The organism is Rossellomorea sp. ABR4_004, assembly GCF_056159585.1.
This window is the reverse complement of the sequence record NZ_JBSWVM010000001.1, coordinates 1,636,105-1,658,197: the sequence shown is the minus strand read 5'-3', so window position 1 is coordinate 1,658,197 and position 22,093 is coordinate 1,636,105. Positions and strand designations below refer to the sequence as shown.

14 protein-coding genes and 1 riboswitch are annotated in these 22,093 nt (G+C 39.6%); of the genes, 10 read left to right on the top strand and 4 right to left on the bottom strand.

Translation table 11 applies throughout. The features are described from left to right. Positions 1–60 precede the first annotated feature (60 nt). Complete coding sequence (locus ACXAF2_RS08685; RefSeq protein ID WP_475138192.1) at positions 61–4,119, bottom strand: S8 family serine peptidase; 4,059 nt, start codon at positions 4,117–4,119, stop codon at positions 61–63. 542 nt (positions 4,120–4,661) lie between these two features. Here ACXAF2_RS08685 and ACXAF2_RS08680 point away from each other — a divergent pair. The 7 genes from ACXAF2_RS08680 to ACXAF2_RS08650 all read left to right on the top strand — a co-directional run bounded on the left by ACXAF2_RS08680 (position 4,662) and on the right by ACXAF2_RS08650 (position 14,572). Next, positions 4,662–8,759, top strand: coding sequence for a S8 family serine peptidase (locus ACXAF2_RS08680; protein ID WP_475138191.1), 4,098 nt, complete (start codon positions 4,662–4,664; stop codon positions 8,757–8,759). A 231-nt stretch (positions 8,760–8,990) separates the two neighbouring features. Continuing rightward, positions 8,991–10,229: a helix-turn-helix domain-containing protein gene (locus tag ACXAF2_RS08675; RefSeq protein WP_475138190.1), complete on the top strand. Its 1,239-nt coding sequence runs from the start codon at positions 8,991–8,993 to the stop codon at positions 10,227–10,229. A 506-nt stretch (positions 10,230–10,735) separates the two neighbouring features. Further along, a complete protein-coding gene (locus ACXAF2_RS08670) occupies positions 10,736–11,275 on the top strand; it encodes a signal peptidase I (protein WP_475138189.1) in 540 nt (179 codons plus the stop codon). Between the two features lie 19 nt (positions 11,276–11,294). Further along, entirely contained in the window at positions 11,295–12,008 is a 714-nt protein-coding gene (locus tag ACXAF2_RS08665) for a hypothetical protein (RefSeq protein ID WP_427599170.1), read from the top strand. Positions 12,009–12,123: 115 nt separating this feature from the next. Next, positions 12,124–12,624, top strand: coding sequence for a protease inhibitor I9 family protein (locus ACXAF2_RS08660; protein ID WP_475138188.1), 501 nt, complete (start codon positions 12,124–12,126; stop codon positions 12,622–12,624). A gap of 418 nt (positions 12,625–13,042) precedes the next feature. After that, complete coding sequence (locus ACXAF2_RS08655) at positions 13,043–14,272, top strand: helix-turn-helix domain-containing protein (protein WP_475138187.1); 1,230 nt, start codon at positions 13,043–13,045, stop codon at positions 14,270–14,272. Positions 14,273–14,311: 39 nt separating this feature from the next. Continuing rightward, positions 14,312–14,572, top strand: a complete 261-nt coding sequence (locus ACXAF2_RS08650; protein WP_475138186.1) for a hypothetical protein — start codon at positions 14,312–14,314, stop codon at positions 14,570–14,572. A 1,032-nt stretch (positions 14,573–15,604) separates the two neighbouring features. Here ACXAF2_RS08650 and ACXAF2_RS08645 read toward each other — a convergent pair. Continuing rightward, entirely contained in the window at positions 15,605–16,990 is a 1,386-nt protein-coding gene (locus tag ACXAF2_RS08645; protein WP_475138185.1) for a DUF2254 domain-containing protein, read from the bottom strand. 255 nt (positions 16,991–17,245) lie between these two features. After that, positions 17,246–17,356: riboswitch (SAM riboswitch) on the top strand. Positions 17,357–17,506: 150 nt separating this feature from the next. On the opposite strand from ACXAF2_RS08645, the gene ACXAF2_RS08640 reads away from it, so the two are divergent. Continuing rightward, positions 17,507–18,754 carry a homoserine dehydrogenase gene (locus tag ACXAF2_RS08640; protein WP_475138184.1) on the top strand — a complete coding sequence of 416 codons (1,248 nt, stop codon included), beginning with the start codon at positions 17,507–17,509 and terminating at the stop codon, positions 18,752–18,754. Positions 18,755–18,799: 45 nt separating this feature from the next. Beyond that, a complete protein-coding gene (locus ACXAF2_RS08635) occupies positions 18,800–19,996 on the top strand; it encodes an aspartate kinase (RefSeq protein WP_475138183.1) in 1,197 nt (398 codons plus the stop codon). A 39-nt stretch (positions 19,997–20,035) separates the two neighbouring features. On the opposite strand, the gene ACXAF2_RS08630 is transcribed toward ACXAF2_RS08635, so the two are convergent. Together ACXAF2_RS08630 and ACXAF2_RS08625 are read right to left on the bottom strand one after the other, a co-directional pair. Next, positions 20,036–20,530: a L,D-transpeptidase family protein gene (locus ACXAF2_RS08630; RefSeq protein ID WP_475139161.1), complete on the bottom strand. Its 495-nt coding sequence runs from the start codon at positions 20,528–20,530 to the stop codon at positions 20,036–20,038. 127 nt (positions 20,531–20,657) lie between these two features. Next, positions 20,658–21,296, bottom strand: coding sequence for a spore coat protein (locus tag ACXAF2_RS08625; protein WP_397548102.1), 639 nt, complete (start codon positions 21,294–21,296; stop codon positions 20,658–20,660). A gap of 130 nt (positions 21,297–21,426) precedes the next feature. On the opposite strand from ACXAF2_RS08625, the gene ACXAF2_RS08620 reads away from it, so the two are divergent. Then, complete coding sequence (locus tag ACXAF2_RS08620) at positions 21,427–22,056, top strand: LysE family transporter (protein ID WP_475138182.1); 630 nt, start codon at positions 21,427–21,429, stop codon at positions 22,054–22,056. Positions 22,057–22,093 lie beyond the last annotated feature (37 nt).

Genomic DNA, 22,093 nt, shown 5'->3' with positions numbered 1-22,093 from the left:
AAAAATTCAACTGCTACTCACTATTTTGTAAACAACAAATTCTTCATAAACGCCTTTGATTTAGTTTGTCATTCCTAATTCCTTTTTCACTTTCTCAAGTGTCATCCCTTGATCGTTTTTAACAACATCTTTTAACTCATCCAATGTATGATTACGCATAAGATAATTCGTCTCAACATAACTCCAATCTTTTTGATCGACAATGCCATCATCATTAATGTCTGCCGAGCGATCATCGGATTGCCATTTTTCTTTTAAAAATAGGGCATCAAAGATATCAATGACATCGTCTTGATTCACGTCCCCTGCATAAGTGAAGGCAGTAGTGTTAGTTAACGTTCCTGTGAGTTGTCCATCTTCCTCTGTATTGACCATAATCTTTTCATAATAAGGGAAGTGACCAGGTATGTTGACCTTGAGAGTATATGGCTCAGGGTTAACTGGAATGTTATCGTATCGGAAGAATCCACGAGTACTAATATCAGTCGTGTATTCTGTTCCATCGGGACTAACCAGCTCAACTGAAGCGCCAACCTGTGTATAATCCCTTGAGAAATCAATGGACGTATCAGGTTTTAAGAATCCTTGTCCTACAAAGCCTCCAGTAATAATCCCAGTTTGATTCAGTAATTTCAAACCTTCAATGTATCCTTGGGCAGGTACCGTTTTACCATTGGCGTCAATGTATCTGTTGCTAGTAGAGTTAAAACCTGCGAAATTGGTCCATTTATTATCAGTCACTTTAAAGGTGACATCTAACATAGGAATATCCCCGTTTATTTCTTGATCCTCATTCAGGGTAAGATCTATTTTTGCGTTGGAAAAGGATCCAATCGACAAATCGGTTTGTAGGTCAACGTCATAATCGGATAAAGCAGCGTTTTTCTTTATATCCAGGATTTCCATTGAATCAATATAGTAGAAAGTGAATTTCGCTTCTTTTAATTGTTTTACGTTGTTTGCAGTCATTGTAAACGTAACAATGTCTCCCGGCTTCGCAGACTTTTGATCATAGGTTCCGGTCATATAGGCAGTACCTTCTGGAACAAAATGATAAGTCTTTCTTTCTGTCTTGTTGGTAGCAGCATCGAAGCCTTCTAATCGTGCCAAATTGTTGGTAGGTCTGACAAGGGGAATTTCCTTTTCAAATGTTCCATCTGCATTTGGACGAATCAGGTTATCCGGAAACATGCTGTACAAATATTCATATGCGAAATTATCTGTTTGACTAATATCAATTCCAGCAGCCTGAATATCATCCACTTCATTGTCAATCAAGGTTCCGGTTATCGGATACGTTTGTTGACCTTCAGCGAACTCATAAACAAGTTGATCATCAATGCTTGTCTTCATTTCTGGAGTAGTATTGTCGACGAAAATGTCATCACTTTCTGTAAAGGTCTTACCGTTTTCATTTGTTGCAATGAACTTGAGCTTATAATGGCCTTGATCGGCTAATTTTTCTTTTAAATGGATAGGGTAATCCTCATCTCCAGTGAATGGGTAATAATTCCCCCCATAACCGTATAGTCCATAAGGGACACCAATCTGTAGGTCGCTGCCATTGAAATACCCGACATAACCAATGTCTTCACCTGTTTCGCCATCGGCTAAAACAACATCTACTTGTTCTACCTTTGAATTCAGCTGAAAGCCGAATGTGGCAACCGGAAATGAACCAACATAGCTTCCTGGATTGGTCGTTAATACTTGCTTATCTAATTGTAAAAAGTCGAATCCCTCTTTCGCTACTCTGATTGAAAATGGAATTTGGTACGTTTCTTCAGGATCGTTTACATTCGTATAAGTGATATATCCTTCATAAAAACCTTGATCAGCTGTTTTAGGGATCATCACAAAGGCATTGGTTTTCTTCGTTTTACCCGCTTTAACAGAAATCTTCTTATCAAACACCACATGAACACCGTTTTTGTCGGCCTTTAATGAATGGTTTGTAAATTCAACCTCACCAGTAAAGGTCTTCTTTTCATTTCCATGATTACTTACTTCAATGGTACGCTGGTCACGAATCGCTTGCCCGTCGTTGTATTGCAGTCCAAATCCGATAGAACCTGTTTTCTCATCAATCAACACTTCTTCACCGTTTGCAATGTTGGTTGTTTCATCGATGACTTGGAATTTCATAGAAGAATGGATCGCCTCATATGGGTCGACTCTACCCGCACCGACTTCAAACACGCTATAATCACCATTTAACGGATCCGCGGTGTTCATAAGAATGGTTTTGATGTCTTCTGGTTTTAGGTCTGGATTGGCTTCTAATAGTAATGCAGCCATTCCTGCTACTTGAGGGGATGCCATGGAGGTTCCGGATAATCGTTGATAGGCATATTCATAATTCTCTGATTCCTCATGGTTTACCATATAAGATGGAACCGTGGACTGAATACCAACTCCCGGTGCCGTCACTTCAGGCTTGATATCATAATTAAATTTAGATGGACCTCTTGAACTGAAATCAGCTAAATGATCCCCTTCTGTTTTAACCGTTCCTATTTTATTAAATGTAAATTCGTTAGAATCCGATAATTCTTCAAGTAAAGATTCTCCATCACTTTTAGTCAAACCGAATGCAGGAATGAAGTCTTTGTTTTCACCTAGAAAGTATGGGATTTGTCCCTCACCTTCATTATTGTAAATAAAGATCGCTTTAGCACCATGCAGTTTTGCAAATTTGATCTTGTCATTAAATGTGATTTCTCCACGACTGACGAGAACAATTTTACCCTCCACATCTTTACCGGTATAATCCTCAGGTTTACCTAATCCCACCTCTACGATAGGGAGTGTTTGACCTTCAAAATCTTCTATTCTATCACTGTAGTGCCTCCCCAATAACTGAAGAGCGACAGATTGTGTAGAAAGTTTCCCTTCGTATGTATCGATATCGAGGGGAGTATCACTGGCACCGACTGTAAGAGCTAAAGCAGAGGAAGCGGGTGATCCGAGAGTGTAGGCTGCGTTTCCTGAATTTCCTGCGGCTACCACAGTCGTGACTCCGCTCAAAACGGCGTTGTTGACAGCGACACTCGTTGGGAAATAGGGATCATTAATGGAAGCACCTAATGACATGTTGATGATGTCCATCCCATCTTCAACTGCCTGATCGATCCCTTTAAGCACATTTTCAGTCATTCCACTGCCGTATGGACCTAATACTCTATACGCATGAATTTCTGCGTCTGGAGCGACTCCTGTCGTCGCATAGTCACTTTTATTTGTCCCTTGACCAGCAATAATTCCAGAAACATGGGTTCCGTGTTGAGTATAGTAGGCGTTTCCGTTTGAGATTTCTGGTTTTCTTGAATTCTCCCAATCCTCATATGTTGTTTCCATTGGGTCTTCATCGTTATCGACAAAGTCATACCCGCCTTTGTAGGCCTGTTTTAAATCAGGGTGGTTGTAATCAATTCCTGTATCGATTACCCCGATTTTTAGACCTTCACCGGTTAAGCCTTCTTGATGCAGGCGGTCAACTCCTAAGTAAGGATTACTGTCGGCCATTCTAGTAGAGATATTAAGGCTTGAAACTTCTTTTTTACTTGGTGGTTCTATACTTACCGCTTCATTCCCCCAAATCGTTTTTACTGCTTCTGTTTGTAAGAGCGATTCTATTTTGTTTGCCGGCAAAGTCATCGCTACCCCGTTAAAGGCCTCTGTGTAATGATATTTAATGTCATAAGACTTATCATTTTCACCTTCGAATATTTTACCGAGATCCTCTTTAAATTTCTTTTGTTCTTTTGCTATGTTATCTTTAGCTTTTGTCTTTGATAAAACTTCTCCTTTTAAGCTTGCTTGAAGCTGGGCAACTTTGACAGGCTTATGATGAAACTCCACTATGATTGAGATATCCTCCTCTGTATCTAAGTGGATGGATGGGGACAATTGTAATCCAGTCTTGTTATTCAACTCTAAATCTTTTAGCGCTTTTCTCTGGGAATCAGTCAGGTGTTTTAGAGCGTTCAAACTTGATAGGGGACTAGTGTCGATTGTCTCGCCGTTAACACTACTAGGAATGGATGCTACGGTACTAAATACCATTCCAAATGATAGACCAGCTACTGTTACTTTTTTAAACAACTTTTGCTTGTACAAATCATTCACTCCTCTTTTTTCTTAATTAAGAAAAGGTAATATTTTCTTAATATTTAAAATCATCACATAAATGTATTTTAGTGTGTATGGGGATAATTAAGAAAAAAACGTTGTTAAAAAATAACAAATAAACATGCAAAAAGAACTATACATATGTGTAAATGGCAGTGTCTGAGTATGAATGAATGATCTGGTTAGTCCTTTTGAAGGTTTCAATTTTCCCAAATAACTGATGTAAAGGGTGAATAATTGAAGTTGAACGATAATAGTAAAAATTAAGAAAAGGATTGTTGAATAGAAAAATGTTCTTTATCCCCCAACTTTTATAGGTTAAAAGTTTCAGTTCAATTGAACTATTTATTGTTTAGGTGATGTTCATTCCATCTCAAATGATTGATTTTTCAGAGTTATAATAGGGGAAAGATACAACAATTTACAATAATTCCTAAGTTTCGTCTCCCTTTATTGACAAAATTCCCCCCAATGACTTATTTGTTATTCGACAATATAATGAACTTAAGAAAGTAAAAGGGGTTGAATTCATGAGAAACAGCAAATATCCAAAAATTGCATTAAGTGTAGGACTTCTTTTAGGGGCAGCAGCACCTTTAAGTTCTGAACCTGCAGTACATGCAGAGGCAGAGTCCAACGCTATGAAGGTCCTGGCTGGTCTCTCAAAGGAGCAGCTTGAAGCTTTACATAAACTGGAGGCTAATCGTTCTATCAAGGGTCTTCAGTTATCAAGAGATATTGACTTGAAGAGTGAAGAGAACGTGACCGTTATTGTCGAATTTGATCAGCTGCCTGCAAAAGCAGAACAAATTCAACAATCCCTAAAGGGGAAAGAGGTTTCTCTTGAAACGGCAAAGAAAAAGGTAGAAGAGTCCCATAAAAAGTTTAAAAAAGACTTAGATACTAAAATTGGGAAAAAGACGAAATCTGGTAAAGATCCTTATGAAATTAACTACTCCTATACGAATGCTTTTAATGGAGTAGCGATTACTCTCCCGGGCAATCAAGTTGAAAGTCTAGTAGAATCGGAAGCTGTTAAAGCCGTCTATAGCGAATTAGAGGTTCAACTTACTCCTCCACCTAAACATGATGAAGAAGAAGGATCTACTACAAAAGTGGATAGTATTCCTTTTATGAATGTTGATGAATTACATAAAGAGGGGTTTACAGGTAAAGGGGTCAAGGTTGGAGTGATCGATACAGGAATCGATTATAACCACCCTGATTTAAAAGATGCCTATAAAGGTGGATATGATTTTGTAGACAATGATGACGATCCGATGGAAGCAACGTATGATGACTGGAAAGCTTCTGGATATCCTGAAAACAATCAAGGGAACAGTTATTACACAGATCATGGTACACATGTCTCAGGAACGATTGTGGGTCAAGCTGTAAATGATTCAGATTACAAAGTGATTGGTGTCGCTCCAGATGCGGAATTAAATGTATACCGTGTATTAGGGCCATACGGATCTGGATCAACCAGTAATATACTTGCCGGGATTGACCGTGCTGTGGCAGATGGAATGGATGTCATCAACCTCTCCCTTGGAGCAGCAACGAATAACCCTTTGTATGCAACGAGCATAGCCGTTGATCATGCCGTGTTAAGTGGTGTTACAGCCGTTGTTGCCGCTGGGAACTCTGGGGATCAAGGGAATTATACGTTGGGATCTCCAGGTGCCGCTGCCCTTGCTTTGACGGTAGGAGCAAGTTCTGCACCATCTTTTGTCACGACTTATGATGGCGTGTTCTCTGTGGAAGGTAAGGATCTGGATGGAGTTCTACAATTAATGACCAACAAATGGACGGATGAGTTTAGTAAGCTCCAAGGCCAAAGCTTTGAAATGGTTGAAGTAGGAGAAGGTGGACCTGCTGATTACAACGGGAAAGATGTCGCTGGAAAAGTGGCATTCGTGGCTCGCGGCTCATATGCACTCATCGAAAAAATGGAATACGCGAAACAAAAGGGTGCAAAAGCCGTCATCATTTATAATATGAATCCAGATGAAGGGCATATCCCTCATTATTTAGGCGAAAGCAATGACAATATCCCGACTTTTTCATTAACGAATCAAGATGGTTTAGCAGTGAAAGAACTATTCAAAGATGGAACACCAACCATCACGTTGGGAGAAATGGGGGAAGCGGAAATCAGCGGTGATGAGCTTGCATCCTTCAGTTCAAAAGGTCCTTCAGGAACATTGTATGATATCAAGCCAGAGGTAACGGCACCTGGGGTCAATATTCTCTCAACCGTTCCATCCTATATGCAGAATAAAGAAGATTCATCGGATTATTCACATGCCTATCAACGGTTATCAGGCACATCAATGGCGTCACCTCAAGTAGCAGGGATAGCAGCATTATTACTTCAAGCACATCCTGAATATACGCCAAGCGAAATTAAATCTGTGTTAATGAATACGGCAGATCCATTGAAAAATCAATATAGCGTATTTGAAGTTGGAGCGGGAAGAGTCGATCCAATGCAAGCCATCCATTCGGACACGATGATTTCCGTTCTGGATGAAACGCCATTTATTGAAAACCAGGAAGAAATCATCATTCCGGAACAAACCGGTGGTCTAAGCTACGGTTTTATCCCGTTGGGGAATGAACATATTACAAAAACGACCAATCTATCAATTACAAATAATAGTAATAAAAACAACAAATATGATATTTCAGTAGAATATAATGTGGGGGCAAAGGCTTCTGGGTCTCTGGATGCTGAGGAAAATGGTGTGAGGCTCAATGTACCAAGCTCCATGAAAGTGAAAAAGAATAAAGAAGAACAATTCAATGCGATTCTTACCATCCCGAAAATGGCTCAAAAAGGAACATATGAAGGATACATCGTGATTCAAAATCAAAAGGATCCAGAGGACAGCTATCGTATCCCATTCGGAGCGAAAGTCGTGGAAGAAGGAATCGGGTACTTTGATGTCTATACGAAAAGTATTTCGACTAATCGTGTGAACAATCCTTATAGCAGAAAAGAAACTGATCTTGATTTCAGATTGAATTCCCCGATGGAAAGATTGGATTGGGTATTGGTTGATCCAGATACGAAAGAAGACCTGGGATGGATTACAGGTGTGAATGCAGCAGGAGCTGCAATCGATGTCGATTATTATATTGAAGAAGGGTTCTATGGTTATTATTATCCATTAACGGGACATGATAAGAAGCCGATTAGCTATACAAAAGTGAGAGTGGAAGATGGCATTTATGATGTGAAGATGATCGGAACGACGAAAGATGGAAAGCAGTTCACCAAAACATCAACCATCAGCTTGGATAACGGAGCACCAACAGTTGTTTATGATCAGACGAACGCAATGCCAGCTGGTGACTTCCCGATTGTAGAGCTGGAAGAAGGCCAAGAAACAGTCACTTTATCAGGAACATTATTGGATTCAGAAATAGAGGAAACGGCAAAGACCGATATCCCGCTCACTCAAGCAAGTAATAATATATGGTATGGTCAGAATGGTCCGAACTATCGACTGCAGGTGGATGAAAATGGACAGTTTTCAAAGGAAATCAGTGTAAAAACGTCATCCATCAGAGAAATCCAATATTTAGGAGCTGATTATGCTGGAAACACAGCTATTCCTAAAGTGGTCTACTATGCACCTAAGGGACTTCAATATGTTTTCGCGAAACCAGATAAAGAAGCTTACCAAATGGGTGACAAGATCACCTATACTTTCTACGCTAACAATTTAGAAAACGCCCATGACTTTTCAATGTATACCTACAACTCAAGTAAGTTTTTGGATTCAGTTGAGTTCCATTTAGCGGATGGTTTACCAGAGGGGACAGAATTGAATGTGACAAAAACCGGTACAACAAGTGTCAGAAATGATATTGAGATTAACATTCCAGGTGAAGGGGTATCAGGTGACGTTGCATTATTCAAGATTGTAGCTGATACGAATGAGCAGGAGTTTTTCAATACGTATTCTCCATTGTTCAGTAGTGTGAGTACGATGAAGATTAATGATGGACCACGGATCCCGACAAAAATGGGAGCTCACCCAGTCTATCCGAAAGTATCAAAGGTTAATGCAGGATTTATAGGCGCAGAGGGACTCCTGACAGATGCAGGTCGCTTTGATTATAGCCGGGATTACACACAGATAGGTGCCACTATACACTTAGAGGATACAAATGGAAATACTTATCCTGTCACCATACCGAAAAACGGTGTTATTACTATCGAACAACTACCATCATCTGTACAGAAGTATACCGTCGTTACGGATGTACCAGGACACTACACAACATATACACCACTTGAAGCGGGACGTACAGAAAATGGTGTAGATATTGGTGAATACATCACTTATTATATGGCCGTTTCCAAGCCTGGAGATATCAATAAAGACAATACCATCGATATTCACGATGCACTACTGCTTCAAGATCATTGGGGAACGGACTATCGAAATACGGATATCAATTTCGATGGTACGACAGATGAAAAAGACTTTACACTCCTTGAGAAGTATTACTTATCTGAAAATGATTTTGTATTAGATACTCCAGATCCTCAATCTGAAGTAGATGGTATAACAATTGACTCGATTAAAGGGGAATTGGGGATTAATCCTTAACGGTTTCATTTCAAAACACTTTGATGAACGTCATCAACCAGAAGAAAGAGTAGTCCGTTAAGGGCTGCTCTTTTTTCGTGAATGAAAATTCATCGAGATTACACTTACTCCCACTTTGAAAAGTCCGAATAGACAAAAAATAACACTGTTTTATTGAAGATTGAAAAGGTATGATGATAAAAAAGAGGTAATCAAAAATACAATTAGTATAATCTTTCGGGAGTGGATTCGATGAGTTTAGGACTACTTATAAAATTTTACAGAGAGAAAAATGAACTAACACAGGAAGAACTCGGAAAAGGGATTTGTTCCGTTACTCATATCAGTAAAATTGAGCGTGGCAACACCCAATATTCTCCTGAAATCACACATATGCTAAGCGAGAAACTCGGAATCGATCTGGAAAAGGAAATGCAGTCCCTTCAGAAATATGAGCGATTGCTTGAGCAATGGCACGATAGCATGGTATTACAACAAGTAAGTGAGATTGAACGTTTAAAAGACGAGGTAGAAAAGAATTCATTATTTCTCATCCAATCTGTTAAGAATAAGTATTTTTTATTACAATCCAGATATAACCTTTTGCAAGGGAACATCGCCCAAGCAGAAACGCTGCTGGATAAAATGAATAAACACCGTAAAGAATTAAACACTTATGAACTTCACCTCCTTCATCACCTTCTCGGAATCACAGCAGGAATAAAAGGAGACTTCAAGAAGTCACTCGAATATCTGCTTCAAATCAATGAAAAAGAATATTTAAATCATGAATTTTTCTATCAAATCGCCATCGCCTATCATAACCTTCAATTTAAAGTAAAGGCCTATTACTATAGTGAAGTCGCACTTGATTACTTCAGGAAAACGAATAACTTTAAAAAGGTCATTGACGCTGAAACCATCAAGTTGATAAACGAAGGAAGAAACGAACTTTGGGATTTCGAGGAACTGGTAGAACGGTATAATCGCTTAATTGCACAGTGTGATATTCTCAATGAAACGTCAAAAAAAGCGGCTTTATTAAGCAACTTAGCATACGAACACTCGTTTGTTGAAGACAATGAAAGGGCAAAAATGTACTACAAGAAGACGTTATCTTTATTGGAGAGTAACCAAAAGTCACCTATTTATCTTAATAATCTGATTGGGTACGTATACTGCAGTTTACATATCGAAGGAAATCAAGAAGAAGAGAACCTCAAACAACTGATAGAGTCAGGCACACAATTCGCAAAGGAAATTAACGATCAAAGCAGTTTTCTATTCTTCAAAATGCTTCGCTTGTTACATGAGGATAAAAAAGAGTTGTATTATCAGTTTATTGAAGAAAAAATCATTCCCATGCTGGAGGGGAGTGGAAAACATCAACAGCTGCATACGTATGAAAAAACGATGTATCAGCATTATTTAGATAAGGGAAATCAAGAGAAAGCCCTTCTTTATGCAGGTAGGTTAATTGAAAATTGTTAAGTCGTGAGTGTAAAACACTGAAATGAAAAACGGGTTGATCTAAACCAAGAGTACGGGAAAAAGTACCTTGGTTTTTTGATTTAGAGAAGTAGAAAACACTAATAAACCATCAAACAATCATAAATAGGGATGTTTTTTATCTAGATATGACAAAGAATGATAAGTTGACGGAAATTTTTTTACTATTCAACATTACTTTTCAAAAAGATGCCTCTAATCGACAATAATTGGGGGATTAAGATAGTAAAAAAAGACCGGTTGTTTTATCATATTCTCTGATTTTTCTTTAGAATAAAGTAACTTCTTCACTTTTAACGATAGTATATAACAGGTATTAATACCTATGAATCCGAAATCATAATCATGTGTATACCCCAATACACCAAGACTTAAAGCTATGTCATAATAAAGGTAGAAATCAGAATCTTAATTAAATTCTGATTAGGAAAACTTCTTTTGCTAGACCAATTATTTTTTTACAGCACAACCAGAATAGAGGGTGAGAAATGGAGCAGGTAGTGAAAATTGTCAAAAAAGCCATACCAATTGTAATCTTTTTATTCATCATGATGATCATCGTTTCCATCTTCATAAGCCTGAACAGCAGTAAACCGCTATCCTTTTTTGGATACAAGCCGTTAACCGTATTGTCGAATAGTATGGCTCCTACCTTTGAGGCTGGAGACGTGATCATTACCCGAGAGATGGATGCAGAAGATCTTAAAGAGGGAGATATCATCTCCTATTACAACCAGGAGAATAACCTGATTACTCACAGAATCACCTCCATTGTTGGGGAAGACGGAGTAAAGCACTTCTATACTCAAGGTGATAACAACAATACGGTGGATGAAGATGTTACAACGGCAGATGAAATCGTAGGGAAGGAACTTTTTCATATTCCAAATCTCGGTTTTCTTTCTCAATATACGAAAGGCCCGATGGGTTTCTTACTATTCATCATTGTTCCATTAACGGGGTATGTGTGTTTGACGGTTTATGAAAAAATCAAACCGAAGAAGCAAGAGGAGTATACCAAATCATAATAAATAATGGGGGATTGACATGTTTAAGTTGAAGAATGCATTTTTGGGAAGCGCTTTAGTAGGAGCAATCGTAGTATCTGGAAGCTTTGGTACATATTCTTGGTTCACATCCGAGACAAATGCCACAGGAGAGATCACAAACGGTACATTGGAAATCAACAACTCACAAGACATGGAAACCAAGATCATCGAAGCTACTGGGTTTGCCCCTTCTCAATTAAAGTACGGTGAATGGTTAAAGATTGAAAACACAGGTGATATGGATGCTTATCTTAAAGCTACATATAACCAGTCTCTAAGTGCAGATGTACCTTTAGATGCCTATAAAGTAGGGTATATCGCTTATAAGTTCTCTGAAGGACAAGAAATGACAGACGATATCCTGGAAGAATCAAGAATCTACTTAGATGAGTTATTCAATGGAACAACCAATGAAGTAAAATCTATGTCCAAAGCGATTGCTCCTGGTGTTGAAATGGTTGTCGGATTTGTAGAGGAAGAAGACGTTCAACCTGCTGCAAAAGGTATGAGCGGGAAAGCCAAGATGGTACTAGGAGATGGTTCTAAAGAGGGCGAGAAGCATGAATTCTGGCAATTAAATGATGACCAATACATTGACCTTTCTTTCGCAATCAAACTGGACGAAAAAGCTGGTAATGAATATCAAGGAGTTTCATACACATCGAATTTGAATGTAACAGCCAAGCAAATGGATGATGGAGCAAAAAACTAAGGTATCCCTAAAATAGAATAACTTCGTGAAACACGTTTGAAAAGACAATCGATAGGAGACAATCCTCATAGATTGTCTTTTTTTTCAACTCTTAAATAAAGGAGATTTAAAGTTAATGAAGAAGTGCTACTGGAGTGTCCCATTCCTGCTCTTGATGATGTACATGGGAGGGTGTCAGGAGAACGTAGGGGAGAATGCCTATCAAAACGAGGAAGAGGCGGTGAAAGAGACAATGAATTCGTCGGTCAAAGTTGATCCATCGATTAACCTTTCAAGTGAGAAGGTTGTTTCCGTTATTATTGAGTTTAAGACAAAACCTGCACAAATCGCCGTTCTGGAAGCAGAAGCTCAGGGCGTGAATATGACCTTGGACAAAGCCAAGGAACACGTTGAACAAAGTCATCGGGCTTTCGAACAGGAACTTCATGCCTTTCTGGATGATAATGAAGTGGAATATCGCATCAAACACAGGTATAAGATAGCCTTCAATGGGGTGTCAATGGAATTACCGGCAAATGAAATTAAGAGATTAATGGGCTCTTCTGTTATTTCAAAGATTTATCCAAACCAGGAAATCCAATTGGATCCTCCTATCCAACCTTCAGATCAAATGTAAATAAAGAAACCCCTCACACCTTGAATCAGAAAGGTGTGAGGGGTTTCTTTTTATCTAATAAAAAGATCCCAATCATTTTCGGAAAATAGCATAAAAAATGTGCAAGAAATCGGGAAAATAGATAAGGTCTAAAGAACTAATCCCGTTTTATTCACAAATCCATATTATTAAAAAACTATAAAAATTTGTAACAAATAGTGCCAGTATTTCATTGGAAAGCACTTAAAACAGTCAAGTGAACAATATATTATGAATAAAGAACTAGGTAAAAAGGTCCTCTTTGGGCTTTGTGAACCCTGCTGAAAACCCCAATTTTTTCATGATCACTTATTAGTATAATAGGAGTATAACGTATATTGAAATAAAGAATTTGGATGGAATGAATTATCGTAAACTACATCACCCTGGAGGTTAAATCATGCATATTGGGACATTTGTAAAGTATTATAGGATCTTTAAGGGGATGACCCAAAAGCAGGTGGGAGATGGGATCTGTACCCCTGGACATATCAGTAAGATTGAAAGCGGACACTTACAGATTACGAAAGACAAAATTGAATTGTTCAATCAAAGGTTAAATGTGAACGTTGAGAAAGAGTTAAAGGCATATAAAAAATTACAATTAGATTTGGAATTGTGGCATGATGTCATGATCAAGCAGGTAAACGGAAAAATTGAATTATTGAAGGATACCATCGAACAAAATCCATTAACCAAAATTGAAACCCTTAACGGTACCTTTAAGCTACTGAAAGCAAGGTACTTTATCATGAAAGGGGAAGTAAAAGAAGCTGCCTTCTATTTAAGTCAGTTTTCCAATAAGCGCCTGTCCTTCCATATGTTCAATTACGATTTTCAGTTATACTATCATATTAAAGGCATGTATGAGCTTGCCAAAGGGAATCCACAAACAGCCCTGAAGTATTTGGAGAAAATAGATCGAGAGATATACTCAAACCCTGAAGCCTACTATTATATGTCAGTTGGATATCATGATCTTGGGCAGCATGATAAGTCCCTGCGATATAGTCAGCTGGCTCTTAACTATTTCAAGGAAACGTTTAATTTTACGAGATGTATAGACGCTGCTACGATTCAATTGGTAGCTGAAAGTAGAAGCGAAGAATCAAGTCTGGCCACGTTGGTAGAGAAATATGATGAGTTGATCCAACATTGTGATAATCTGCATGATCATAGGAGAAAAGCCGTTCTTCACCTGAATTTAGGGAATCTTTATCGAGATGTCTTTGATGATAGAAAGGCAAGGGACGCATTTCAAACGGCATATGGGTTATTGAAGCATGAGTCCTATAAAGAGGTGTATGTAAACAGCCTGTTTGGCTATATTGATAGTTCCATGAATATAGACGGTTCAGGAAATAATGAAAAATATGCAAGTTTAATAGAAGAGGGACAGGCATCTTTGAGAGATATGAAGAATTCCTGCATGGAAACTTTCTTTACGATGCTTGAGAAAAGAGTTCAAGAGGGAGAGCAAGCATATTATCAATATATCGAGAAGGTCATCATCCCCCTAATGAAGGAAGAAGGGCAATACGCTCAGTGCAACTATTACATTCAAAAACTCTACATGCATAATCAAATGGACGGGATAGAGGCAAAAGGGAAAGAATGCGTGTTAAGCTGAAGGTAATATGATCAGACATTACAGAAAAGGAGTGGTTTGATGGAAAACCCGGATCGTTTAATTTCTTCATTTGATGAGGTGACATTAAGTGATTATAAGATGCCCATCATCTGTATTTATTCCAATCCGCAAGATTATCAAGGCATGTTTGTAGCAAGGCTATTCGATGTCAATCAACCGACCCATTATATTTTGATGAGACCTACATTAGAAGCAGTCAGAAGTGAAATTCCCGAACGTTTCTCCCTAGTTCCGAAAGCACAAGGGGAAGATTCCAGTATCGTCGAAACATGGATTTAATTCCTTGTAAAAAAGCTTCATCTCTCTAAACGTAACCCGTTCGGTTGATAAGGAGAAAGATACAATTCACAACTAAAATAGAATGCTTATTAACACATCAACTAACACAAAAAATAGCAGACCAAATGGTGAAACTTTTGGTCTTCTATTTTTGTTATGTAGTGTTTTTCAACAGGATATTTCGAAGATGCTGCCGCGAGGTTACTTGAAGAAGCTCATGATAAGATATAATTATATATCACAAGCAAGTATGCGAAAAAATTCACCCTTGAAATTGTAATCGGGGAGAAGGTACAAATTACAAACGATTATAGCGTTCCAAAAATTGAGGCTGAAATTGCACAATTAATGAAAAACTGTAAAAGAGAAGATCGGATGTGGCTATAAATTCTATTAGCAGATACGAAAGATGGGAAGATGAAGAGTGAGTAATCAGGGATAGAAAAATAAGCGGAGATTTTACTGTTATATGGAGATTAGAAGTAGTTTTGGGGGAAATTAAGTGGAGTTTTCCCTCTATACAAGGCAAAGCTACTTATTTTCACGTTTTTCGAGTCAAATAAGAGGATTTTTTCCCTTTATTTAAGCTGTTTTCAGTACTAGCTGCTAATTAAGGGAATTTTTTTCCCCTATAAACCTCATTTAGCAGAGAACCTGGTTTCATTGTTTAAGAATGCAAAAGTTTAACGGGAAACCTGATGTTCAACTATTCAGCGATCGTGGGCTTTCATGAAATACCAAAGGATCATACAACTTGGATGTTCCTATTTTCATCTTCAGTATTATTTTCAACAATGGAATTCACAACCCTTTTAGCAGTCGTGATTAAATTTATTCATTACTGCTAAAAGGGTTGTTAAAACCGATGTTAATTTGTATGCTAAGACACTCTTTTAAAGTTATAAACGTTGTCATATCAATAAAAAAAGGAGGAGCGAATGAACGTGCTAATTCCACCTCCAAAAGCAATGTTATTATTTTACGTTTACTCCCGCTCAACCGAACGGGTTACTCTAAAAGAGATGAAGCTTTTTACGTATTTTCATTGGCAGAAGGATAGAATTTACTTTCGATTTTCTTATATTCCCTAAGGTTTTCAGTTAAGCGTGCCAGCTTATGAACTTCTTGAAGAAGAAACGTTTTATCTAATTCATAGATGACCTCCCTTTCAATATGATCAATGGTATTACAGGCAAATTCCCAGATGTGCTTGTGTTTGGATGGCTGGATGGATTCTGCAATGAGCGCCAGTGCCCGCACAATGTCTGTAATGATTAAATGATTGTCTTTAGCATAATGTCGGATATAGCCAAACCCGCGATACAAGTAATAATCAAATGCTTCGGACTGGAGAACGACTCGGACTCTTCCTTCCCTATCGATCAAATAAGGAGTGAAGGATAAGTGATCCTCCACTGTCAGCATAAGGTCAGCCATTTGATCAATCGTATTAGAGGCGGTTTTTGGATCATCATTCCCGAGAGCTTTGATCGCCACTTCAGCCAGCTTGTGAATTCCCATTTGCAGGTCCTGGATTTCGGTCTCTTTATGCCCCATTTCAATGAAAGTGAGATAGAAACCATCCGAAACATCGTTGGTCTCAGGTCCCCAAATACTCATGATTTCATTACCGGCCAATATATAATCTCCGACTTTGTAATGAAGCTGAATGATGAGGTTATCCTGCTTAGCCCGTTCGATCATTCCATGGAAGTCGATTAACTGAATATATCCCGATTCCCTTGCCTGTAAGTGAATGATGTTCTCCTTCTCATGTTCCATAAGATCGCCATTTTCTGTTGTTCGGTGGGTTTCTAAATCATTTTTTAACGTCTGGTGGATCATCACTTCAGAAACCTGCTTCATATTGTACGTAATATTGTGTACCTGCATCCAGGTGGAAGCATGGTTAATGAAGAAGATAAATGTCACAGCAGTAAGGAAAGCAAGTCCGATCGTCATGATCGGCGCAGCAACAAACAGTTCTTCCTTTGAATCACCGATAAAAAGAAAGAGGAGAAGTACGTAAACAAAGCTGCCATTAAAAATTCCCAGGGCATGCTGTGTTTGTTTGTCCGAAATGAAGTCCAGGAGCATCCTGGGTGAAAATTGACCACTGAACATCGTGAGTACAACAAGCAGTGAATTCAAGGTGAAAGCACTGAGCGTCAGGATGGCCCCGATGAGTGTACTGACAAGCATGCGTGTAACAGATGCATCCATACTTAAGAAATCGGGTGTAAATTGAGAGATGTCGGCATACAGATCTAAAAAGAGGGTGAGTGCGACAAGCAGTATGGAAAAACAAATATAAAAGAACGGCATATACCATATGGTCAGCCGAATCTCCCGCATTCTTTGACGCTTGGACATGACCATATATTTTCTAATGGATAAGGGAAGCAATTTTTTCAACATAATTGATTTGGTTCCTTTCAAATACAGGGATATGGATTAGTTTTCCCCGCCAGGACATGTTAAAACGTCTCTTTGCAAAATAGATTTATAGGTTCTTAGACAAAGCTGAATAATAAGTGATAGGAAATATAACTGTCTTTGTCATTAGAAAGAATTTTTTAAAAATACTAAAAATAGTATTGACGAGTGAATAAATCCCCTATATAATCCAATTCATACTCAAATAGCAAGTAATACCAAAACGAAACATGATATCTCTTATCAAGAGCGGCGGAGGGATAGGCCCGATGAAGCCCGGCAACCTGCAGGATCAGACTGTAAAGGTGCCAATTCCTACAGATTCCAAACGAATCTGGAAGATAAGGGGAGGAGCATGCTCATTTAGCCCTCTTCTTAAAAGAAGAGGGCTTTTCTGTATACCTTTTTCTTTTCCGCTCATATACCTTAAGTGGATCTTCAACTGGAATGAATCATTCTTATGTACTAAATAAAAAATCGATAAAAGGAGAATGAATGATGTCAACGATTAATGTGGCACTTCTGGGGTTCGGAACGGTAGGGCAAGGGGTCTGTGAAGCAATCGATACTCATCAGGACAGATTGAAGGAAGTACTGGGTAAAGAGGTGAAGGTAAAGGCGATTCTTATTAAAGACCCCACAAAAGAGCGAAGGATTGAATCATCCATCCTCGTCACAACGGATTTTCAAGAAATCTTGGATATCCCGGACCTGCACGTGATCTTTGAAGCGATCGTGGGGGAAGAACCGAGCTTTACGTATTTAACACAAGCTATTGAGAAAGGGCTTCATATCGTCACGGCTAATAAAGCGATGTTTGCCAAATATGGTCCTGAACTATTAGATAAGGCGAAAAGGAAGGGGGTATCGGTCGGATTTGAAGCGACGACAGCCGGAGGGATCCCCGTGATCGGCAGTATCAGGCAGCTTCTGAAAGTGAATGAGATCAAACAAATTCAAGGGATTCTGAATGGGACGTCCAACTTCATTTTATCTCAAATGAGAAAAAGAGGTCTTGCCTTTGAGACAGCCTTAAAGATTTCTCAGGAGAAAGGATACGCTGAAGCCGATCCGACAAATGACATCGAAGGCTATGATGCGTTCTATAAATTGCTTATTTTAAGTCAGACGGCCTTTGGCAGACAGCCCGATTGGAAAAATATCCGACGAAAGGGGATATCCCACCTGACTGCAGAATGGCTTCAGGCAGCGGAATCCTTTCGGCTACGGTTTAAGCACGTAGGTTCTCTCCAGCGGGATTCAATCAATCATATCAGAGGAGAAGTAGAGCCCACTCTTGTCCATGATACCCATCCCTTTTACGGTGTGGAGGATGTGGAAAATGCCATTTCCCTTAAGGGGAGTCTTGTAGGAAGAATCACCCTTCTTGGTCCGGGCGCTGGAAAGTTACCTACTGGAAGCGCCATGGTAGAGGATTTTCTGTCGTTGATAGAGAGAAAGTATACCGATTCTGCCGAAAGTACCGTGAATACGGAAGAGGTTCTTGATGAGAGCAATCACCAATGGGTCTTAAGAGTCCGTGAAAATGAGGAGTATCAAAACTGGATCCCATCGTTCATATTGAAGGATCGTATTCAACTGGGGGATTACTTGTACGTATTTGTTGAAGGAAGAAAAGAGACAATGGAATCGCTCCTTGTGACACACGACCATATTCAAGCCGTTCCTATTTTAAATGAAATTCCGTTGGAAAATGAAGTGAAAACTGGCGTTGCAGTTTCTTAGAAGTAGTCTTTAATAAATAAGATCTGATGGAAAGTAGGGGTATCATTGAGTATGATCGTTCAAAAGTTTGGTGGAACCTCTGTTGGTTCTACAGATCGGATCAAGCGCATGGTCTTTCATGTCATGAAAGAAAGAGAAAAAGGTCATGATGTAGTGGTAGTGGTATCAGCCATGAATAAAACGACTGATACACTGGTAAGGTTGGCAGGAGAACTCTCAGCAAAGCCAAATAAGAGAGAGATGGATATGCTCTTAAGTACCGGGGAGCAGGTGACGATCTCCCTTTTGACAATGGCCCTCCATCATAAGGGGCTGGAAGCCGTATCCCTCACTGGCAGACAGGCGGGAATTCAAACCGATGGAGTATTTGGGAATGCCAAGATTACCTCGATCAATACCGATCGGATAAAATCGGAATTATCAAAAGGACGAATCGTCGTGGTAGCAGGTTTTCAAGGAATCACGGATAAAGGAGAAGTGACTACATTAGGGAGGGGCGGTTCTGATACGACGGCAGCCGCTCTTGCTGCCGCTTTAAAAGCGGATAGGTGTGACATTTATACGGATGTAGATGGGGTGTATACGTCGGATCCGCGAATCGTTCCCCGGGCAGCGAAAATTGACACCCTTTCCTATGATGAGATGCTGCGTTTAGCCATCATGGGAGCTGGTGTCCTGCATCCGAGGGCGATTAAACATGCAAGGGAACATCATGTTCCGCTTGTGGTCTGTTCCAGTTTGATTGAGGGGCGTGGGACCGTCATTAGTGGAAGAACACAGAGAAATGCCCCTATTGTGGGAGTGGCCTATCAGAGTGATATTTCTGTTCTGACAATAATGGACTGTAATGGTGGAGAGTCACTGATTCTTTATGATCTCGATTCCCATCATATTGAGACAGAAATCATTAAATATCAGGAAAGCCTTGTGCTCATCGTTAAAGATCAGGATTTTCATGAAGTAAAAAAGATCGTTGGACAATATAACCAGGCATACTCTCATATAGAGGAAAGAAAGGACCTATCTAAGGTATCCGTGATCGGTCAGATCAACTCTTCACAGGAGGTAAGAGAAAAGGTTACCAACGTTTTTCATGACTACCATATTGCAAAGGCGTCCATTTGGGAATCCCCTGTAGGATTAAGTACACTCGTTGATAGATGCGACGTAGAAAAAGCAGCCAGAGTCCTTCATATGCACTTCGGTTTGGACTATGTGGAATCAAGGAGAGCTGTTTTGTAAAAGGAAAAAGTGTATAGGCACTCCTATACACTTTTTTACCTATGGACTGATCAAAACAGGTGTACCGATTGGAACGATTCCCGCTAACTCCTCGACGTCTTTGTTATACATTCGTATACATCCCTTGGACACGGCATTTCCAATCGAGCTTGGGTCATTGGTCCCGTGAATCCCGTAACTTTCTTTCGATAAACTCATCCACATCGTTCCAAAAGGTCCGCCGGGATTTGGTGCTTTGTTAATGATGATAAATTCCCCAATGGGAGTTTCAAAGAGTACTCTCCCCACTGCAATGGGATACTGCTTGATTTGAACCCCATCCTTGAACAAACGGAGCCACCGATTGTTAACAGAAACCTGAATGCGGTAAGGATTATTGGTTGTATCCGGAATCCCTGGTATCGTAATCGTTTGACCTGGATAAATCACATCCGGATCAATACCGGGATTGGCATTAAGTATAGTAGGTAACGGAGTCCTGTAATCCCTTGATATTTGACTGAGTGTTTCCCCCACTCTGACTGTGTGAATCAGCTCAAACACCTCCCAATTTCACTCTCCCTCTATCCTATGTGCGAGAGAGAAAGTCGTTCAAGAAGATGAATAAGTAAAAAAGCCTGTGCCTCTTAAAATAAAAGAGACGACAGGCATCCATCCAACGTTATTGAGGCATGTTTTGTTGTGGAACGGTTGTATAGCTTTGGAGCATAAGGGTCATATCCTGGTCGTTTAATTGAGGGACCTGATAATAGCCGTGTTTATTTTGATAAAGGTAGATCTCATAGCTCATTTCAATGAAATTCGGGACGCTGTCAGCTACGACACGCCGTAATACAGGGTTTGTCATCTCAAGGGCTGTCATGGCAAGAAGCATGGCCAATGACTTGGTTTGTCCCAACATATAAGCAGACAAGCCTTTATCGGAAAGATCATTGACCGATTGATTCGGTTTTTTAGGTGCTCCTGGCTTGATGCCGTATGTGGTGGTATTGGTTTGAGTCATTTTGTATTGTTGGGTTGGAACGATGGGATCATGCCCTGTCGAAAAGCTGCCCACAATCGTATTATACATAGTCGTGACGAATGTTGACTGGCGCTTTAGTATATCCTTTAGTTCAGGATCTTGAATGTGCTGATCATACATTTGATACTGATCTAGCATGCTGATGATCCCTGCTATGATCTCATGGGCATCAAAGAGCTCATGTCCCCCATGGTTTTTACTTTGAGTGTTCATCATATTCGGGGGCATCTGGGTTCCTGGTGGTGTCATATTCGATTGTTGTCCTTGGTTTTGCATCATTTTTTCCTCCTTGAAAATAGCATCGATGATTAGAATATCCTTATTACACACAATTATGTATTTCGGTTTAATACTTGGCAGCCTGTCCGAATACAATAGGAAGAAGTCAATTTGAAGGTGGTCGAAGATGAGTATATTCATAAGCTATATCATTTTGGGATTATCGCTTTCTGCCCCAATGGGACCGATAAATGCCGCTCAACTGGACAAGGGGATCCGCTTCGGCTTTTTCCATGCCTGGCTTGTGGGGATAGGGGGAATGGTAGCGGATGGGATTTTTATGCTTCTGATTTACTTCGGAGTCTCTCAATTTATTGATACACCGGTCATTAAATTGTCCTTGTGGGTATTCGGGTTCTTTGTATTGACGTATACAGGGATTGAAGGCATCTTGAAATCGGGATCCATTACAAAACCCTCTCATCAAAGTCTGCATGAAACGAAAGGAAAAGCTTTTCGTACAGGCTTCTTTATGGCCATTTCCAATCCATTAAGCATTCTGTTCTGGCTTGGTATCTATGGTTCTATATTAGCCCATACTTCCGGCTCCTATGAAGCAGGTCAGCTCTTCCTTTATAGCATGGGGATTTTTCTGGGTATCACCATTTGGGATCTTACAATGGCCGGGGTGGCGACAGGGGCGAGGAAGTTGGTCAGTCCAGGGATTTTGAGGGGCATATCGATTATTTCCGGTCTCATTTTGATGGGGTTTGGGATCTACTTCGGTGTCCAGGCCTGCCGTTTATTATTCGGCTAGACAGACACCCACGATGTTCCTTCCTAATAGGATAAAT

Bases quoted from the DNA above. Each gene is read 5' to 3' on its own strand.
- ACXAF2_RS08680 (WP_475138191.1), top strand. From the start codon at position 4,662: ATGAGAAACAGCAAATATCCAAAAATTGCATTAAGTGTAGGACTTCTT.
- ACXAF2_RS08675 (WP_475138190.1), top strand. From the start codon at position 8,991: ATGAGTTTAGGACTACTTATAAAATTTTACAGAGAGAAAAATGAACTA.
- ACXAF2_RS08670 (WP_475138189.1), top strand. From the start codon at position 10,736: ATGGAGCAGGTAGTGAAAATTGTCAAAAAAGCCATACCAATTGTAATC.
- ACXAF2_RS08665 (WP_427599170.1), top strand. From the start codon at position 11,295: ATGTTTAAGTTGAAGAATGCATTTTTGGGAAGCGCTTTAGTAGGAGCA.
- ACXAF2_RS08660 (WP_475138188.1), top strand. From the start codon at position 12,124: ATGAAGAAGTGCTACTGGAGTGTCCCATTCCTGCTCTTGATGATGTAC.
- ACXAF2_RS08655 (WP_475138187.1), top strand. From the start codon at position 13,043: ATGCATATTGGGACATTTGTAAAGTATTATAGGATCTTTAAGGGGATG.
- ACXAF2_RS08650 (WP_475138186.1), top strand. From the start codon at position 14,312: ATGGAAAACCCGGATCGTTTAATTTCTTCATTTGATGAGGTGACATTA.
- ACXAF2_RS08645 (WP_475138185.1), bottom strand. From the start codon at position 16,990: ATGTTGAAAAAATTGCTTCCCTTATCCATTAGAAAATATATGGTCATG.
- ACXAF2_RS08640 (WP_475138184.1), top strand. From the start codon at position 17,507: ATGTCAACGATTAATGTGGCACTTCTGGGGTTCGGAACGGTAGGGCAA.
- ACXAF2_RS08625 (WP_397548102.1), bottom strand. From the start codon at position 21,296: ATGCAAAACCAAGGACAACAATCGAATATGACACCACCAGGAACCCAG.
- ACXAF2_RS08620 (WP_475138182.1), top strand. From the start codon at position 21,427: ATGAGTATATTCATAAGCTATATCATTTTGGGATTATCGCTTTCTGCC.